The sequence below is a fragment of the Rhodococcus sp. D-46 genome, assembly GCF_011290655.1.
GTDB lineage: Bacteria > Actinomycetota > Actinomycetes > Mycobacteriales > Mycobacteriaceae > Rhodococcus_F > Rhodococcus_F qingshengii.
This window is the reverse complement of sequence record NZ_JAANTF010000001.1, coordinates 873114-887320: the sequence shown is the minus strand read 5'-3', so window position 1 is coordinate 887320 and position 14207 is coordinate 873114. Positions and strand designations below refer to the sequence as shown.

Genomic DNA, 14207 nt, shown 5'->3' with positions numbered 1-14207 from the left:
ATTAGTTGCGTAATGCAAGCAACTGTTGTGAACGCGAGAAGCGTCACACCGTTTCAGGGAAAGATTTCGGGACGTCTCAGCGTTCGAGGAGCGCGATGCACTCCATGTGGTGAGTCTGGGGGAACGCGTCGAACGCCCGGAGGCCACCGATTCTGAAGCCCTGCTCCAGGTAGAGGCCGATATCGCGACCGAACGACGCCGGGTCGCACCCGATGTGGACTATCCGCTCAGCGCCCGTTGAGGCGAGAGCTTCCACGACCGGACGGCCGGCCCCCGCACGTGGCGGGTCGAGCACGACGACAGCAGGCGAACGCTCCAGATCCGCGATGATGTTCTCGACGCGGGCGCTGTGGAAGCGCACCTGACCGAGATCGGACAGCGCTGCCTGCCCGTCCGCGACTGCACGCGCCGAAGATTCGACGGACTCCACCACGCCGGACGGCCCGACAAGCTCGGCGAGCACAGCTGCGAACACGCCGACACCGCCGTAGAGATCCCAGGCCGTGTCCGCGGTAGCGGCTCCGGCCCACTCCCCGACCACCTGTGAGTACGCGGCCGCAGCGCCGCGATGGGCCTGCCAGAAACCGGTCGCGGCCAGCGCCCATTCTCGACTGCCGACGCGCTCGGTCACTGTGTCCGATCCGATGGCAACTCGGGTCTTTCGCGGGCCGCCGCTTGCCGCTCGGCGTGCCATCGCGCCGCGTCGCCCGGGCGTCCGCCGTCCCGTCTTGGACACCGCGGGTGCCGCGATTTCCACGACGTGCCGCTCGCCCGCAGCGTCGAGAACGACCTGCAGCTCGCTACCTGGCGCCCACTGCGCACCGCCGAGACCGTCGTACGCGCTCTGATCGATCTGGGTGCACCGCAGGTCTGTGACGATCCGGTTGCTGCGGTACGCGTGGTATCCGGCGACACCGTGCCCGTCCACCGCCAACCGGACTCGCGTGCGCCAACCCGTTCCGCCTCCGGTTCCGGGCAGTTCCTCTACCTCGACGTCCGATTCGACACGAGCCAGTCGCAGAAGCTGCTCCCGCACGACCGAGGTCTTCATCTCACGTTGGACGCTCAGATCCGCGTGCGAGTAGTCGCAGCAGCCCGCCCCGCCCGGGCCGGAGATCGGGCATGTCGGATCGATCCGATGCGGAGAAGCGTCGAGAACGGTGATCGCGTCGGCGCGGCAGAACGATCCGCCCTTGTCCTCGGTCACCCGGACCAGCGCCCGCTCCCCCGGCAAACCGTGACGGACGAACACGACCCGCCCCTCGTGCCGGGCGACGACGAACCCGCCGTGACCGGGGTTGCCCAGATCGACCTCGAAGGTCTGTCCGGTCCAATTCTCACTCAACGAACTACGCCTGCCATTTCGATGTTGCCGATCATTTTTCGCCGGTGATCATTTCTCGCCGGTGTCGTAACCGCGACGCGTGGCACCTGCGGTCTTCTCGATGTCGAGCGGCTTCGCCTTTGCCGACGAACTCAGCTGCCACGGAACGCTGGTCACCATCACGCCGGGCTGGAAAAGCAGACGACTCTTCAGACGAAGCGCGCTCTGATTGTGCAGGATCTGCTCCCACCAGTGTCCGACGACGTACTCGGGAATGAAGACGGTGACGACGTCACGCGGAGCATCGCGTCGTACACGCTTGACGTAATCGAGAACCGGCTTGGTGATTTCGCGGTACGGCGACTCGATCACCTTGAGCGGAACCGTCACGTCGCTCTTCTCCCACTCACGCACGAGTGCACGGGTGTCCGGCTCGTCGACATTGACCGTGATGGCTTCGAGGGTGTCCGGTCGCGTGGCTCGCGCGTAGGCGAGAGCTCGCATCGTCGGCATGTGCAACTTCGAGACGAGCACGATCGAGTGCGTGCGGCTGGGCAGTACGCCGTCCCACTCCTGCTCCTCGAGCTCGGCTGCGACGCTGTCGTAGTGCTTGCGGATCATCTTCATCACGATGAAGATCGCGACCATCGCGACGATGGCGATCCATGCGCCGGCAGCGAACTTGGTGATCAGAACGATGATCAAGACGGTGGCAGTCATTGCCAGACCGATCGAATTGATCACTCGCGAGCGCTGCATACGGGCCCGTTGCGCCTTGTCGGTCTCGGACTTCAGATGCCGAGTCCAGTGCTTGATCATGCCCGTCTGGCTGAGCACGAACGAGACGAAGACGCCGACGATGTACAACTGGATGAGCTTGGTGACCTCGGCGCCGAACACCACGACGAATGCGATGGCAGCACCGGAGAGGAAGAGGATTCCGTTGCTGAATGCCAGTCGGTCGCCGCGCGTGTGCAGCTGACGCGGTAGGTACCGATCCTGCGCCAGGATCGATCCGAGTACCGGAAATCCGTTGAACGCGGTGTTCGCGGCCAGAACCAGGATCAGTGCCGTGACGATCGCCATGAAGAAGAAACCGATCGGGAAACCACTGAACACGGCTTCGGCGATCTGCGCGATCAAGGTCTTCTGATGGTAGCCCTCCGGCGCTCCGACCAGCTGTTCCTGCGGATTGTGTGCGTAGACGATGCCGATCTTCTGAGCCAGGATGATGATGCCCATCAGCAGGACGATGGCGATCGACCCGAGCAGCAGCAAGGTCGTGGCAGCGTTGCGCGACTTCGGCTTCTGGAACGCCGGTACGCCGTTGCTGATGGCCTCGACGCCGGTCAGTGCGGCACAGCCCGAGGAGAATGCGCGGGCGATCAGGAACGCGAAGGCAATTCCGTACAGATGCGAATCCTCGGCGTTGAGCGTGAACGACGACGATTCCGCGTGCACATCCTCACCGAGGACGTAGATCCGGAAGAATCCCCACCCGAGCATCAGGAACATGCCGACGATGAATGCGTAGGTCGGAATTGCGAACGCGGTCCCCGATTCACGGATACCGCGAAGGTTGACCGCGGTCAGCAACACGATCGCCGCAACCGCGAACAACACCTTGTGCTGCGCGACGAACGGCAGAGCCGAGCCGATGTTCGACGCCGCCGACGAGATCGACACGGCGACCGTCAGCACGTAGTCGACCATCAGCGCACTACCGACGGTCAGACCGGCGGTCGGGCCGAGGTTGACCGTCGCGACCTCGTAGTCGCCGCCACCGGAGGGGTATGCGTGGACGTTCTGGCGGTAGCTCGCCACCACCACAGCCATGACGATGGCGACGGACAATCCGATCCAGGGGGTGTACGCATACGCGGAAATACCCGCGACGGAGAGAACCAGGAAGATTTCTTCGGGGGCATACGCGACGGACGACATCGCGTCGGACGCGAAGACCGGTAGTGCAATTCGCTTGGGTAGCAGCGTGTGCCCGAGTTTGTCGCTTCGGAACGGCCGACCGAGCAGGAGCCGCTTGGTAGCGGTCGAGAGCTTAGACACGTGCAAAGCGTAAGCCGTCTCGCCCGATTCGGAGTCATCAGAGCCCCAACTTCACCTTTTGTCGTGACAACCGGCACGCGAGCGACCGTTGTACTTGCTCTTCCCGTGAGGGGCTGTACCGTTCGATTCGGCGTGCAATCGCGCCATGAGGGTCCATGAACGGAGTAGGGCGTGTATGTCGTCATCATGGGGTGCGGTCGAGTGGGTTCTTCCCTCGCCGCGTCTCTGACCAGGATCGGACATGAGGTCGCCGTCATCGACCGCGATCAGAGTGCGTTTCTGCGTCTCGATCTCGACTTCCCGGGAACCAAGGTTCTGGGAATGGGGTTCGACCGTGACGTGCTGGTCCGGGCGGGAATCGAGCGGGCCGACGCCTTTGCCGCGGTGTCCTCGGGAGACAATTCCAACATCATCGCAGCGCGAGTCGCACGCGAGACTTTCGGCGTCGAACGCGTCGTCGCACGTATTTACGACGCCAAGCGTGCCGCCGTTTACGAGCGACTCGGCATTCCCACGGTCGCCACCGTGCCGTGGTCGACGGATCGTTTCCTGCACACGTTGACCAAGGAAAGTCAGACTGCGAAGTGGCGCGATCCTTCGGGCACTGTCGCCATCACCGAACTTGCCCTGCACGAGGATTGGGCGGGCAAGCCGATCGCGCTCCTCGAGGGCGCGACCAGTTCGAGAGTCGCCTTCATCATCCGCTTCGGGACCGGCATTCTCCCCGACCGCAAGACTGTCATCCAGGCCGACGATCAGGTCTACATCGCCGCCGTGTCGGGAACCGTCGCCGAAGCTGTCGCACTGGCCGGCAACCCGCCGCCGAGCGACGACTGAGGGAGGCCGCAGATGACTGATCCGTACGCCGCCCCCCACAACAAGACTGCGACTGTGTTGCACTACAACGTGATTGGAAGTTCTCGATGAAGGTCGCCATCGCCGGAGCCGGCGCCGTAGGCCGTTCCATTGCGCGAGAGCTGATTCGAAGCTCACATGACGTCATGCTGATCGAACGCAAACTCGATCACATCGAACCGGAGTCGGTGCCCGAGGCGAAGTGGGTGCACGCGGACGCCTGCGAACTCAGCAGACTCGAGGACGCGTCGATGGAGTCGTACGAGGTCGTGATTGCCGCGACCGGAGACGACAAGGCAAACCTGGTCCTCAGTCTGCTCGCGAAAACCGAGTTCGGTGTTCGCCGAGTTGTCGCCCGCGTCAACGATCCCCGCAACGAGTGGCTCTTCGACGAGTCCTGGGGCGTGGACGTCGCCGTCTCGACACCGCGGATGCTCGCTTCGCTCGTCGAAGAGGCCGTCTCGGTCGGTGACCTGGTCAAACTGATGACACTGCGGCAGGGACAGGCCAACCTCGTCGAGATCACGTTGCCCGACAACACACCTCTTGCCGGAAAAGCCGTCAAGAAACTCGAACTTCCGCGAGACTGCGCACTGGTCACCATCCTGCGTGGCGGACGCGTGATCGTCCCGCAGATGGACGATCCCATCGAAGGCGGGGACGAACTGCTCTTCGTTGCGGCCGTCGACGCCGAGGATCAGTTGCGCGTTGCACTCCGCCTGGAGAATTGACCGACGAACACACTGACGACGAAAGGGAATCACATGGCACAAGCGCCCGAAAACACCGTAGTCACCGACAATCCGGCCCAGAGCCGGTACGAGATCCATGCCGACGGCGACCTCGCCGGGATCGAGGACTACACCACCTCCGGTGACGTCGTCTCGTTCAACCACACCGAGATCTACCCCGCCTTCGAAGGTTTCGGATTGGCCGGGGTTCTCGTCCGCCAGGCTCTGGACGACCTACGAGCACGCGGCCTCAAGGTTCATCCGGTGTGCCCGTACGTCGTGAAGTTCCTCGACAAGCACCCCGAGTACCAGGACCTGATCAGCTGAGATCGCGGTCTTCGCGCGGCTTCGTCAGATTCACCGAGCCCACCTCTTCGGACCCTGCGTCCGTGGCGGTGGGCTCGCTGCTTTCGGGCTCCACAACCGGTTCAGGCTCGACGATGCGATCGGCCTTACGCACAGCCCAGACCGTCACGAGCAGCACCAAACCGGTCAACGGCCACCCCATGCCGATACGCGCGACTGCGAGCCATCCGGTGTGGTCGGTGTCGTAGAGCTGTGACTGAACGAGATACCGCGCACCGAAGACCAGCGCCCACGCTGCCGTCGCGACGTCGTAGAGCCGGACGGCGGAGCTGTGCTTGCGCCAGAGATTGCCGTGCCCGTTGAGATAACCCCAGATGATTCCGACGAGGGGCCAGCGCACGAGGATGGAAATCAGGAAGACCGCACCGTAGGCGAGGCTCGTGTAGATACCGAAGAGGAAATATCCTTTGGCGTCGCCGGTGCGGTAGGCGATGAATGCGGAAACTCCGACTCCGAGAAAACCGGAAATAGCGGGTTGGAGGGAATCCTTGCGGAAGAGGCGCCAGGCCGCGATAGCGACAGCGACGCCCAATGCGGCCCAGATTGCCGCGGTGAGATTCCAGATGCTGTTGACCGGGACAAAAATCAGAATCGGCAAAGACGAATAGATCAGACCACTCAGCCCGCCGAGTTGGTCGATTACCGATCGCTGTTGTGTTTCAGTCACCTGTCGAGGGTGCCACAGTCACCGAGTTGCACGGTAAATGCGGGAAACGCGCCTATTCGCCGCGCAGTTCGTAGTAAGGGTTGAAGATCGCCTTGCGACCGTCACGCTCGCCCACACGACCGCGGATCAGCAGGGTCTTACCGGTCTCGATTCCCGGGATCCGGCGACGCCCGATCCAGACGAGATTGATCATCTCGGTGCCATCGAAGAACTCGGCCTCGATGCTGGCATTTCCCGACTTGGGACACGCGTCGACGCTGCGGAGCCGGCCCACCATCGTGACTTCTTCACCGCGACGACAATCGCATGCCTTCTGACCTCCGGAAGCCTTGTTGGACTCGGCCATCTCCTGGGCGTCCAACTGGTCGACGTCCTCGGTCAGACGCTGGGTCAGTCGACGAAAATATCCTGCGGCGGCGGGTGCCATTGCGCGCTCCTGCGAACATGTGTGACGCAAGGGTTTCGCGTCACGTGAAGGGCTGTGTGATCGCCACTGTAGACCCATTACGAGCGTGTAACCACACCGGTCAGTCCGCGTCTCGGGGGCACCGGGCAAGATCAAGAGATGCAGAACTCTGAATCGGCGACCGTTGCCGTCGTTCTCCCAGGTACAGGCTCTGACGCCCACTTCGCGGACCGCGCATTCCGGGCGCCGCTGGAGGCTCTGGGTGTGCGCATCATCGCAATTGAACCGGACCCTCGGCGTGTCGTGGACGGTTATCTGGACGCGATGGACAGAGCCGCGGACACGCACGGCCGAATCATCGTCGGAGGGGTCTCGATCGGAGCGGCCGTTGCACTCCAGTGGGCCGCCGACAATCCCGATCGAACGGTGAGTGTGTTGGCAGCGCTTCCGGCCTGGACGGGCTCGGCCGACGACGCCCCCGCAGCAGCGAGCGCGCGGTTCACCGCCGGGCAACTGCGCTCCGAAGGCTTGGAGTCGGTGATCGCTGCGATGCTCGCGTCGAGTCCGGCGTGGCTCGGAGCCGAACTCGAGCGCTCCTGGCGCTCTCAGTGGCCCGATCTCCCGGCTGCGCTCGACGAGGCGGCGTCGTACCACTCACTCGGCGAGAGCGCGCTACGGGCGGTAGGCGTTCCGGTCGGCATTGCGTCGGCGGTGGACGATCCGGTTCATCCCGCGTCAGTGGCGCAGGCCTGGGCGGCTTCACTCCCCCGCGGCGCAGTCGCCACGACGACGCTCGACATGATCGGGCGCGACCCCGCGATTCTCGGGTCCACCTGCATCAAAGCGCTCGCGGCGATCGAATCCGATACCACCGCGAGCGCCTGAAGAAAATTCTGTTACTGACCCAATTGCTGCATGGCAGAACCGGATTCGCCGCTACGAGGCGGCGGGGTCGGCCGTGCTGGAGGTGCCGGCGGAGCGGGCGGTGCTGACTGCTGTTGCTGCTGGGCGGCGACCTGTTGCTGCTGCGCTGCCGCCAACTGCTGCTCGTGTGCGGCCGCCAACTGCTCGGCGAGCACCTGCGGGAGCACCACGGGCAGCGGTGTCCGCACCGGATGCGGCTCTGATCCTCGGTTGACGACGGTGTCACGCAAGATGTCCCGTGCGATTGCCACCAGAGGAGCGTTCGCGGCGGTGGATCCACTCGGACCCGCGACCACGCAGCGCACCATCCACCGGGGACCGTCGACGCCGATGAACCGCAGGTCCATGTTGGCCGTCACAGCAGCCAGTTCACGGCCCCACGGGCCGTTCTCGACGCTCACCGCGGAATTGTCGTCGCGAAGCGACTGCGCGAGCTCGGCAACGACCTCACGCCACTGACCGGGCGATTTCGGGGCGGCGTAGGCAGCAACCGTGATGCGGCCGTGCTCGGTGACCAGGTGCACGGCCTGCGGCGAACCGTTGGGCGCCATCTCGACCTGCAACTGCCCGCCGGTCGGCATCGGCACCAGAACGGAACCGAGATCAAGACGCTGACCGTCACGGCCTGCCGTCGGATCGTCGGAATCGATCTCCGAGATGTCGTAAGGGCCTTCCGATTCGTCACCGAACTCGTCGCCGGTGACTTCGAGATCGTCTTCGACCTCGTCGATCTCCACCGACTCGTCGTTCTCGTCACCGAAGAAGCTGGTGGTTTCCTCGTCGACGTCTGTCTTCTTCTTGCGTCCGAACATGATTCAGACTCCCTCTCCGACTACCGCGCCAGGCGCATCGGTATCGAGTATCGCGTGCCCGCCGCTGGAACCGTAGCCTCCGGTTCCTCTGGTCGTGTCGTCCAGCGATTCGACTTCCTCGAAAACCGGAAGTTCGACTCGTTGAACCACGAGCTGAGCGATTCGGTCACCGCGGCGGATGTCGATGGCTGTGGCCGGATCGAGATTGATCAAGCAGACCTTGAGTTCGCCCCGGTATCCCGCGTCCACGGTTCCGGGCGCATTCACGATCGACAGTCCCGATTTGGCGGCGAGTCCGGAACGCGGATGGATCAACCCGACGGTGCCCACCGGCAAAGCGATCGCGATCCCCGTTCCGACCAGTGTTCGGTGTCCGGGTTCGATGGTGACGTCGCTGGTGGAGCACAGATCCACACCCGCATCTCCGGGATGCGCACGCTGTGGAACGGGCAGGTCTGGATCCAGTCGCTTCAAGGCGATGGAGAGATGGTCGCTCACGTGGGCCAAGACTACTCGTAGCGACGGACTATCCTTGACAGGTGCCCGAAACATCTCGACCTGACGTCGCCACCACAACGCCCCCGTCCACGACGCTGTACTCCGAGCGCCTGTGGGTGCCGATCTGGTGGTGGATCGCCGGGTTGGCCGTAGCCGGACTCCTCGCGGCCGAGGTCCACATGGGCCGCCCGGGGCTTCTCTCGTACCTGGCGTACGTCGTACTACTCCCGATCCCGATCTGGGCGGCATTCTGGCTCAGCCGGATGCGCGTCGAGGTGGTGGAGACAGCAGGGGTGAAGGAACTGCACGTGGGTAGAGCCCACCTGCCGGTCGAATTGATTTCACGGGCGGCAGCAGTGCCGGCTTCCGCGAAGAGTGCTGCGATGGGGCGCCAACTCGATCCGTCGGCGTTCGTCCAGCATCGCCCATGGGTCAAGACAATGGTGTTGATCGTGCTCGACGACCCGGAGGATCCCACGCCGTACTGGTTGGTGAGCACACGTCGTCCCGCTGATCTGCTGGCTGCGCTGGATCTCTGACCAGCGCGGTCACAGCAAAGCAGTACTTCCCGACCCTTGGTCGACCCTCGCGCTGACGGGTCGACCACCGGGAAGGGAGATCAGGCAGCGCAGTCCATGCATACGAGCTGTCCGTTGGCATCACTGGCCAGGCGGCTGCGGTGATGAACCAGGAAGCAGCTCGAACACGTGAACTCGTCTGCCTGCTTCGGAACAACTCGAACCGAGAGTTCCTCGCCGGAAAGGTCGGCACCCGGCAGCTCGAAGGACTCCGCGGTGTCCGTCTCGTCGATGTCGACGACGGCTGACTGCGCTTCGTTGCGTCGCGCCTTCAGCTCCTCGAGCGAGTCCTCCGAAACCTCGTCGGACTCTGTACGCCTCGGTGCGTCGTAGTCAGTTGCCATCTCGTCTACCCCATCCTCTTCGTGTATCCCGGTCCCGTGTGCGCCGAGAATCCGGTAGATCCTTGATGCGCATGGAAACCGCCGTGGCATCCAGATCATTCCCTGTCGCTGCATAACGCTGCAGGACCGGAATTAGTGCCCGGAAGTTCCTTCCGAGAACGTGATCTGCGCCTCATTTGGTTGTCATTTCGGCGTCCGGCCGATGCCCAGTTGAACGACCTGGGCCGCCAGACAGTAGCCGACGTGAGCACGAAAGTAGTAACCGAATCGGAAATTTCCGAAAAATGACTGCGAATTGTCACCAAGGCAAGAGCAAGCTGTGACCTTTCCACGATGTTTTCGGGCCGAATCCGGGTAGAAACAGGCCGGTAATCGGCCAACTGCCGTTTCTCAATCGACAAGGACTCGACGCGTCGAGCCTCGCTTCGGCTGTCTCGTCACACAGGCCCTCTAAGGTAGGCACCGAACGTCATGCCGGCGCCGCTCGGCCCGATGGCGAAGTAGAAGTTTCGTCAAGAAAGTCGAGGGATACCGTGGTTTCTCTGATCACCGAAGGCAGCTCTACCGATGACCAGGGACGTCCGTTCCGCCGTCGGCGCGCGTGGCCGGTGATCGCCGTGTTCGCGGTACTCGCATTGATCGGCAGTGTCTTGTGGGTCCGCATCCTGAGCGCCGAGGCGGAAGTCAGTGACACCGTCGCCTGCAACCTGCCGCAACCTTCGTCCGATCCTTCGGCAGCGGCGCCACTACCGCTGGGAACCGTCGTCGACCGCTCGAAGCTGCTCGACGTGGATCCCGCTCCCCTCGCCGCCACCAAGGTTCGTGTGTTCAACGCCAACGGTGAACACGGTCAGGCGGCCCAGGTGGCAGCGCAACTGAGCGAGTTCGGCTTCTCCAGCGCGCCGGACGTCCAGGTCGGAAACGACCCCGTCTACGTCGACCAGAACATGGAGTGCCAGGGTCAGATCCGATTCGGAGCGAACGGCCTTGCCGCCGCCAGTTCCGTCTGGCTGGTCGCCCCCTGCGCCGAACTGGTCCAGGACGGCCGCGGCGACGACACCGTCGACCTGGCTCTCGGCACGTACAACAAGGGCGCCCTGACCCCCAACACCGACGCCACCGCGATTTTGCATGCTCTGGCCGAGCAACCCGCAAACGCCGAAGTCGCTCCGATGGACATCGCACTGCTCAAAGCAGCGCGCACGGCGCGCTGCTGACAAGCCTCAGCTCGGAATCGGCTGATCTGCGCCGGTAGCTCCTAGCATGTGCGCGAACTGCTCGGCGATCGCCGGAGCGACTGCGTAAACGACATCGCCGTCGGCGGACGTGGAATTGGGCGCCGGGACGTTGATGACGGCGCCCGCTTCGGAAGCGATCAAGGAGCCGGCTGCCCAGTCCCATGGACTCAGTCCGTGTTCGAAGTGAGCGTCGACCCGGCCGGTGGCAACCATGCACAGATCCAAAGCCGCCGAACCGATGCGTCGGATGTCGCGAACCTGCGGCAGGATCTGCCCGATCAACGTGCCCTGCACCTTCCGGCGATCCGCTCCGTAACCGAAGCCGGTGGCCAACAGCGCCATTGACAGCTCGGTCACTTCATTGGCTTGCAGGTCGCTGACGACGCCGTCGGCCGTGGTCATGGTTGCACCGCCGCCCCGATGAGCGGCGTACGTGGTTTCCAACGACACGTCGACGACAGCCCCGGCTACCGAGACCCCGTCGATCTGTACGGCCACCGAGATGGCGAACGCGGGGATTCCGTAGAGAAAATTCACCGTGCCGTCGATGGGATCGACAACCCATCGAACTCCCGCGGAATCGTCGGTGTCTCCGCCACCTTCCTCACCCAGGATCGAATCTGCAGGGCGCAATTGCGCCAGAAGGTCGCGAATCACCTGTTCGGTTTCGGTATCGACCACCGTGACGGGATCGGTGGGCGTGCTCTTCGCCGCAACCGAACCACCCTCGGCGGCACCGGAACCCACCAGGCCGAATACCTCGGGCCGACGCAAGCGGACGTGTTCGGCTGCGCGTTCGGCGACGGCTACGGCTACTTCCCGCAACTGTGCGGGGTCCAGAGAATCGGCGGAAAAGTCGGGCAACGTTCTTTCTGAAGGGCGCACCGGACCATCGCAACACATCTCTACCGAGGGGCACCACTCGAACGTCTCGAGGTGGACGGTTCGAGAGGACGCGCCCGGGTCCTTGTTCGGGTTAGTGTTTGCAACGGTAGATCGTGACCTCGAATTCGACACTCAGGAGCGCAGGACGATGACAACCACAGGTTTCGGGATCGACGTCGGCGGTAGCGGCGTCAAGGGCGGCACGATCGACCTGAGCACCGGGGAAATGATCGGTGACCGCATCAAGATCCTGACCCCGCAGCCGTCCACACCCGATGCGATCGCGGGCACTGTCGCCGAGATCGTCGAGCAGGCCAAGTGGACCGGTCCGGTCGGCATTACCTTGCCCGCTGTCGTGACCGGCGGCGTCGCGCGAAGCGCCGCGAATATCGACAAGTCCTGGATCGACACCGACGCCGCCGCTCTGTTCGGCAAGGCACTGGGCGGGCGCGAAGTCACCGTCCTCAACGACGCCGACGCTGCCGGAATCGCCGAGGACTCGTTCGGAGCGGGCAAGGACACCTCCGGCGTCGTGATCTTGTTGACCTTCGGCACCGGAATCGGATCTGCCGTGTTGCACAACGGAGTTCTGTTGCCCAACACCGAGTTCGGCCACCTCGAGGTCGACGGCAAGGAAGCCGAGCATCGAGCGGCGTCGTCGGTGAAGGAAAAGAAGGACTGGAGCTACAAGGAGTGGGCGGTCGAGGTCTCCCGAGTTCTGACCACCTTCGAGAACCTGCTGTGGCCTGATCTCTTCATCGCCGGAGGCGGAATCAGCCGCAAGCACGAGAAGTGGATTCCGCACCTGACCAACCGCACGAAGGTCGTCCCCGCCACCCTCCTCAACACCGCGGGAATCGCCGGAGCTGCGCTCGCATCGGTCGGACTGACTAGGCCGGCCTCCGTCGCCGGATGAGAAAACCCGCACGTGAAAAGCGGAAAATCTACCTGTTACGGCCCGCCGTGACGTAAGAGTTTCCTGAGAGTCGTTACAATGGTGAAGTCCGGCTGCGCGCCGGCCAACAACCATTGACCTCTCCGCCGGATCACCACTCTGGCGTGACGCCGCACGACACCGTCACGAAAGGGCGTACGTGGCAGCCACCGATACACGTCAGACTGCTGATTCTCCATCAGAGTCAGAGCCACAATCTCCAGCCGTGGAGGCGGCCACCGTCACCGCTCCGGCAGCCAAGAAGGCTCCGGCGAAAAAGGCCCCCGCCAAGAAGGCAGCAGCAAAGAAGGCTCCGGCCAAGAAAGCTCCGGCCAAGAAGGCAGCAGCTAAGAAGGCCAGCCCCAAGAAGGCCGGCGATCCTGACGCCGAAGACGGCGATGTCGAGTTGGAAGACATCGACATCACGGACGGCGACCTTGCCGAGGTCGAGTCCGATGTCGTCGAGGTCGTAGCAGTCGGCGAAGACGAAGAGACCGCTGCAGAGCCGTCCGAGAAGGACAAGGCTTCCGGCGACTTCGTCTGGGACGAGGAAGAGTCCGAGGCTCTCCGTCAGGCACGCAAGGATGCCGAACTGACGGCGTCCGCCGACTCGGTTCGCGCCTACCTCAAGCAGATCGGCAAGGTCGCACTCCTCAACGCCGAAGAGGAAGTCGAACTGGCCAAGCGCATCGAGGCCGGCCTCTACGCCGTGCAGATCATGCAGGACCTCGCTGACAAGGGCGAGAAGTTGCCTGCGGCTCAGCGACGCGACATGAGCTGGATCTGCCGCGACGGCAACCGCGCCAAGAACCACCTCCTCGAGGCCAACCTCCGCCTGGTCGTCTCGCTGGCCAAGCGCTACACGGGCCGCGGCATGGCGTTCCTGGACCTCATCCAGGAAGGCAACCTCGGTCTGATCCGTGCAGTCGAGAAGTTCGACTACACCAAGGGTTACAAGTTCTCGACCTACGCCACGTGGTGGATCCGTCAGGCCATCACCCGCGCAATGGCCGACCAGGCTCGCACCATCCGTATCCCGGTGCACATGGTCGAGGTCATCAACAAGCTCGGCCGTATCCAGCGTGAGCTGCTCCAGGACCTGGGCCGTGAGCCCACGCCGGAAGAGCTCGCCAAGGAAATGGACATCACGCCGGAGAAGGTGCTGGAAATCCAGCAGTACGCGCGTGAGCCGATCTCTCTCGACCAGACCATCGGCGACGAGGGCGACAGCCAGCTCGGTGACTTCATCGAGGACTCCGAAGCTGTTGTCGCAGTCGATGCCGTCTCGTTCACCTTGCTGCAGGATCAGCTGCAGTCGGTACTCGAGACGCTGTCCGAGCGCGAAGCCGGCGTGGTTCGCCTCCGCTTCGGTCTCACCGACGGTCAGCCGAGGACTTTAGACGAAATCGGACAGGTCTACGGCGTCACGCGTGAGCGTATCCGCCAGATCGAATCGAAGACGATGTCGAAGCTGCGCCACCCGTCGCGTTCGCAGGTTCTGCGCGACTACCTCGACTAGTCACACCAGCTATGCACACAAGAGCCGCTCTCCGGATCGCCGGAGAGCGGCTCTTGTGCGTT

At 63.6% G+C, this 14207-nt stretch carries 16 protein-coding genes; 8 read left to right on the top strand and 8 right to left on the bottom strand.

Features of this window, described 5'->3' with window-relative positions:
* Positions 1-76: 76 nt before the first annotated feature.
* Positions 77-1345, bottom strand: a complete 1269-nt coding sequence (locus tag G9U53_RS04250) for a TRAM domain-containing protein (RefSeq protein WP_050656625.1) — start codon at positions 1343-1345, stop codon at positions 77-79.
* Positions 1346-1393: 48 nt separating this feature from the next.
* Entirely contained in the window at positions 1394-3388 is a 1995-nt protein-coding gene (locus G9U53_RS04245) for an APC family permease (protein ID WP_007732857.1), read from the bottom strand.
* Between the two features lie 171 nt (positions 3389-3559).
* Between G9U53_RS04245 and G9U53_RS04240 the strand changes: the two genes are divergently transcribed.
* The 3 genes from G9U53_RS04240 to G9U53_RS04230 all read left to right on the top strand — a co-directional run bounded on the left by G9U53_RS04240 (position 3560) and on the right by G9U53_RS04230 (position 5301).
* Entirely contained in the window at positions 3560-4225 is a 666-nt protein-coding gene (locus tag G9U53_RS04240) for a TrkA family potassium uptake protein (RefSeq protein WP_003942587.1), read from the top strand.
* 86 nt (positions 4226-4311) lie between these two features.
* Positions 4312-4974: a TrkA family potassium uptake protein gene (locus tag G9U53_RS04235; RefSeq protein WP_003942632.1), complete on the top strand. Its 663-nt coding sequence runs from the start codon at positions 4312-4314 to the stop codon at positions 4972-4974.
* 33 nt (positions 4975-5007) lie between these two features.
* Positions 5008-5301 carry a GNAT family N-acetyltransferase gene (locus G9U53_RS04230; RefSeq protein ID WP_003942641.1) on the top strand — a complete coding sequence of 98 codons (294 nt, stop codon included), beginning with the start codon at positions 5008-5010 and terminating at the stop codon, positions 5299-5301.
* Here G9U53_RS04230 and G9U53_RS04225 read toward each other — a convergent pair.
* The gene (locus G9U53_RS04225; protein WP_003942611.1) at positions 5294-6007 is read right to left on the bottom strand and encodes a DUF3159 domain-containing protein; all 714 of its coding nucleotides are present in this window, start codon (positions 6005-6007) and stop codon (positions 5294-5296) included. The genes G9U53_RS04230 and G9U53_RS04225 overlap by 8 nt on opposite strands.
* A gap of 52 nt (positions 6008-6059) precedes the next feature.
* The gene (locus G9U53_RS04220) at positions 6060-6434 is read right to left on the bottom strand and encodes an OB-fold nucleic acid binding domain-containing protein (protein WP_030536883.1); all 375 of its coding nucleotides are present in this window, start codon (positions 6432-6434) and stop codon (positions 6060-6062) included.
* 138 nt (positions 6435-6572) lie between these two features.
* Between G9U53_RS04220 and G9U53_RS04215 the strand changes: the two genes are divergently transcribed.
* Positions 6573-7298 (top strand): alpha/beta hydrolase, encoded by a 726-nt coding sequence (locus G9U53_RS04215; RefSeq protein WP_058038715.1) that lies wholly within the window; start codon positions 6573-6575, stop codon positions 7296-7298.
* Between the two features lie 11 nt (positions 7299-7309).
* On the opposite strand, the gene G9U53_RS04210 is transcribed toward G9U53_RS04215, so the two are convergent.
* Both G9U53_RS04210 and dut read right to left on the bottom strand, forming a co-directional pair.
* Positions 7310-8149: a DUF3710 domain-containing protein gene (locus G9U53_RS04210; protein ID WP_003942585.1), complete on the bottom strand. Its 840-nt coding sequence runs from the start codon at positions 8147-8149 to the stop codon at positions 7310-7312.
* A gap of 3 nt (positions 8150-8152) precedes the next feature.
* On the bottom strand, positions 8153-8647 hold the full coding sequence (gene dut / locus G9U53_RS04205; RefSeq protein WP_003942635.1) for a dUTP diphosphatase: 495 nt from the start codon (positions 8645-8647) through the stop codon (positions 8153-8155).
* A 41-nt stretch (positions 8648-8688) separates the two neighbouring features.
* Between dut and G9U53_RS04200 the strand changes: the two genes are divergently transcribed.
* On the top strand, positions 8689-9186 hold the full coding sequence (locus G9U53_RS04200; protein ID WP_003942596.1) for a DUF3093 domain-containing protein: 498 nt from the start codon (positions 8689-8691) through the stop codon (positions 9184-9186).
* 80 nt (positions 9187-9266) lie between these two features.
* On the opposite strand, the gene G9U53_RS04195 is transcribed toward G9U53_RS04200, so the two are convergent.
* Positions 9267-9569 (bottom strand): DUF4193 domain-containing protein, encoded by a 303-nt coding sequence (locus tag G9U53_RS04195; RefSeq protein WP_003942593.1) that lies wholly within the window; start codon positions 9567-9569, stop codon positions 9267-9269.
* A gap of 533 nt (positions 9570-10102) precedes the next feature.
* Here G9U53_RS04195 and cei point away from each other — a divergent pair.
* On the top strand, positions 10103-10786 hold the full coding sequence (gene cei, locus G9U53_RS04190) for an envelope integrity protein Cei (protein ID WP_003942618.1): 684 nt from the start codon (positions 10103-10105) through the stop codon (positions 10784-10786).
* A 6-nt stretch (positions 10787-10792) separates the two neighbouring features.
* On the opposite strand, the gene G9U53_RS04185 is transcribed toward cei, so the two are convergent.
* Positions 10793-11671: an inositol monophosphatase family protein gene (locus tag G9U53_RS04185; RefSeq protein WP_165638345.1), complete on the bottom strand. Its 879-nt coding sequence runs from the start codon at positions 11669-11671 to the stop codon at positions 10793-10795.
* 169 nt (positions 11672-11840) lie between these two features.
* Here G9U53_RS04185 and ppgK point away from each other — a divergent pair, with 169 nt between their 5' ends.
* Positions 11841-12608, top strand: a complete 768-nt coding sequence (gene ppgK / locus G9U53_RS04180) for a polyphosphate--glucose phosphotransferase (protein WP_042449945.1) — start codon at positions 11841-11843, stop codon at positions 12606-12608.
* 178 nt (positions 12609-12786) lie between these two features.
* Positions 12787-14145 (top strand): RNA polymerase sigma factor, encoded by a 1359-nt coding sequence (locus tag G9U53_RS04175; RefSeq protein WP_019748245.1) that lies wholly within the window; start codon positions 12787-12789, stop codon positions 14143-14145.
* The last annotated feature ends 62 nt before the right edge of the window (positions 14146-14207 follow it).

Excerpts from the sequence above, each read along its gene's own strand:
- G9U53_RS04235 (WP_003942632.1), top strand. The coding sequence starts at position 4,312 with ATGAAGGTCGCCATCGCCGGAGCCGGCGCCGTAGGCCGTTCCATTGCG.
- G9U53_RS04210 (WP_003942585.1), bottom strand. The coding sequence starts at position 8,149 with ATGTTCGGACGCAAGAAGAAGACAGACGTCGACGAGGAAACCACCAGC.
- G9U53_RS04215 (WP_058038715.1), top strand. The coding sequence starts at position 6,573 with ATGCAGAACTCTGAATCGGCGACCGTTGCCGTCGTTCTCCCAGGTACA.
- G9U53_RS04220 (WP_030536883.1), bottom strand. The coding sequence starts at position 6,434 with ATGGCACCCGCCGCCGCAGGATATTTTCGTCGACTGACCCAGCGTCTG.
- ppgK (WP_042449945.1), top strand. The coding sequence starts at position 11,841 with ATGACAACCACAGGTTTCGGGATCGACGTCGGCGGTAGCGGCGTCAAG.
- G9U53_RS04230 (WP_003942641.1), top strand. The coding sequence starts at position 5,008 with ATGGCACAAGCGCCCGAAAACACCGTAGTCACCGACAATCCGGCCCAG.
- G9U53_RS04195 (WP_003942593.1), bottom strand. The coding sequence starts at position 9,569 with ATGGCAACTGACTACGACGCACCGAGGCGTACAGAGTCCGACGAGGTT.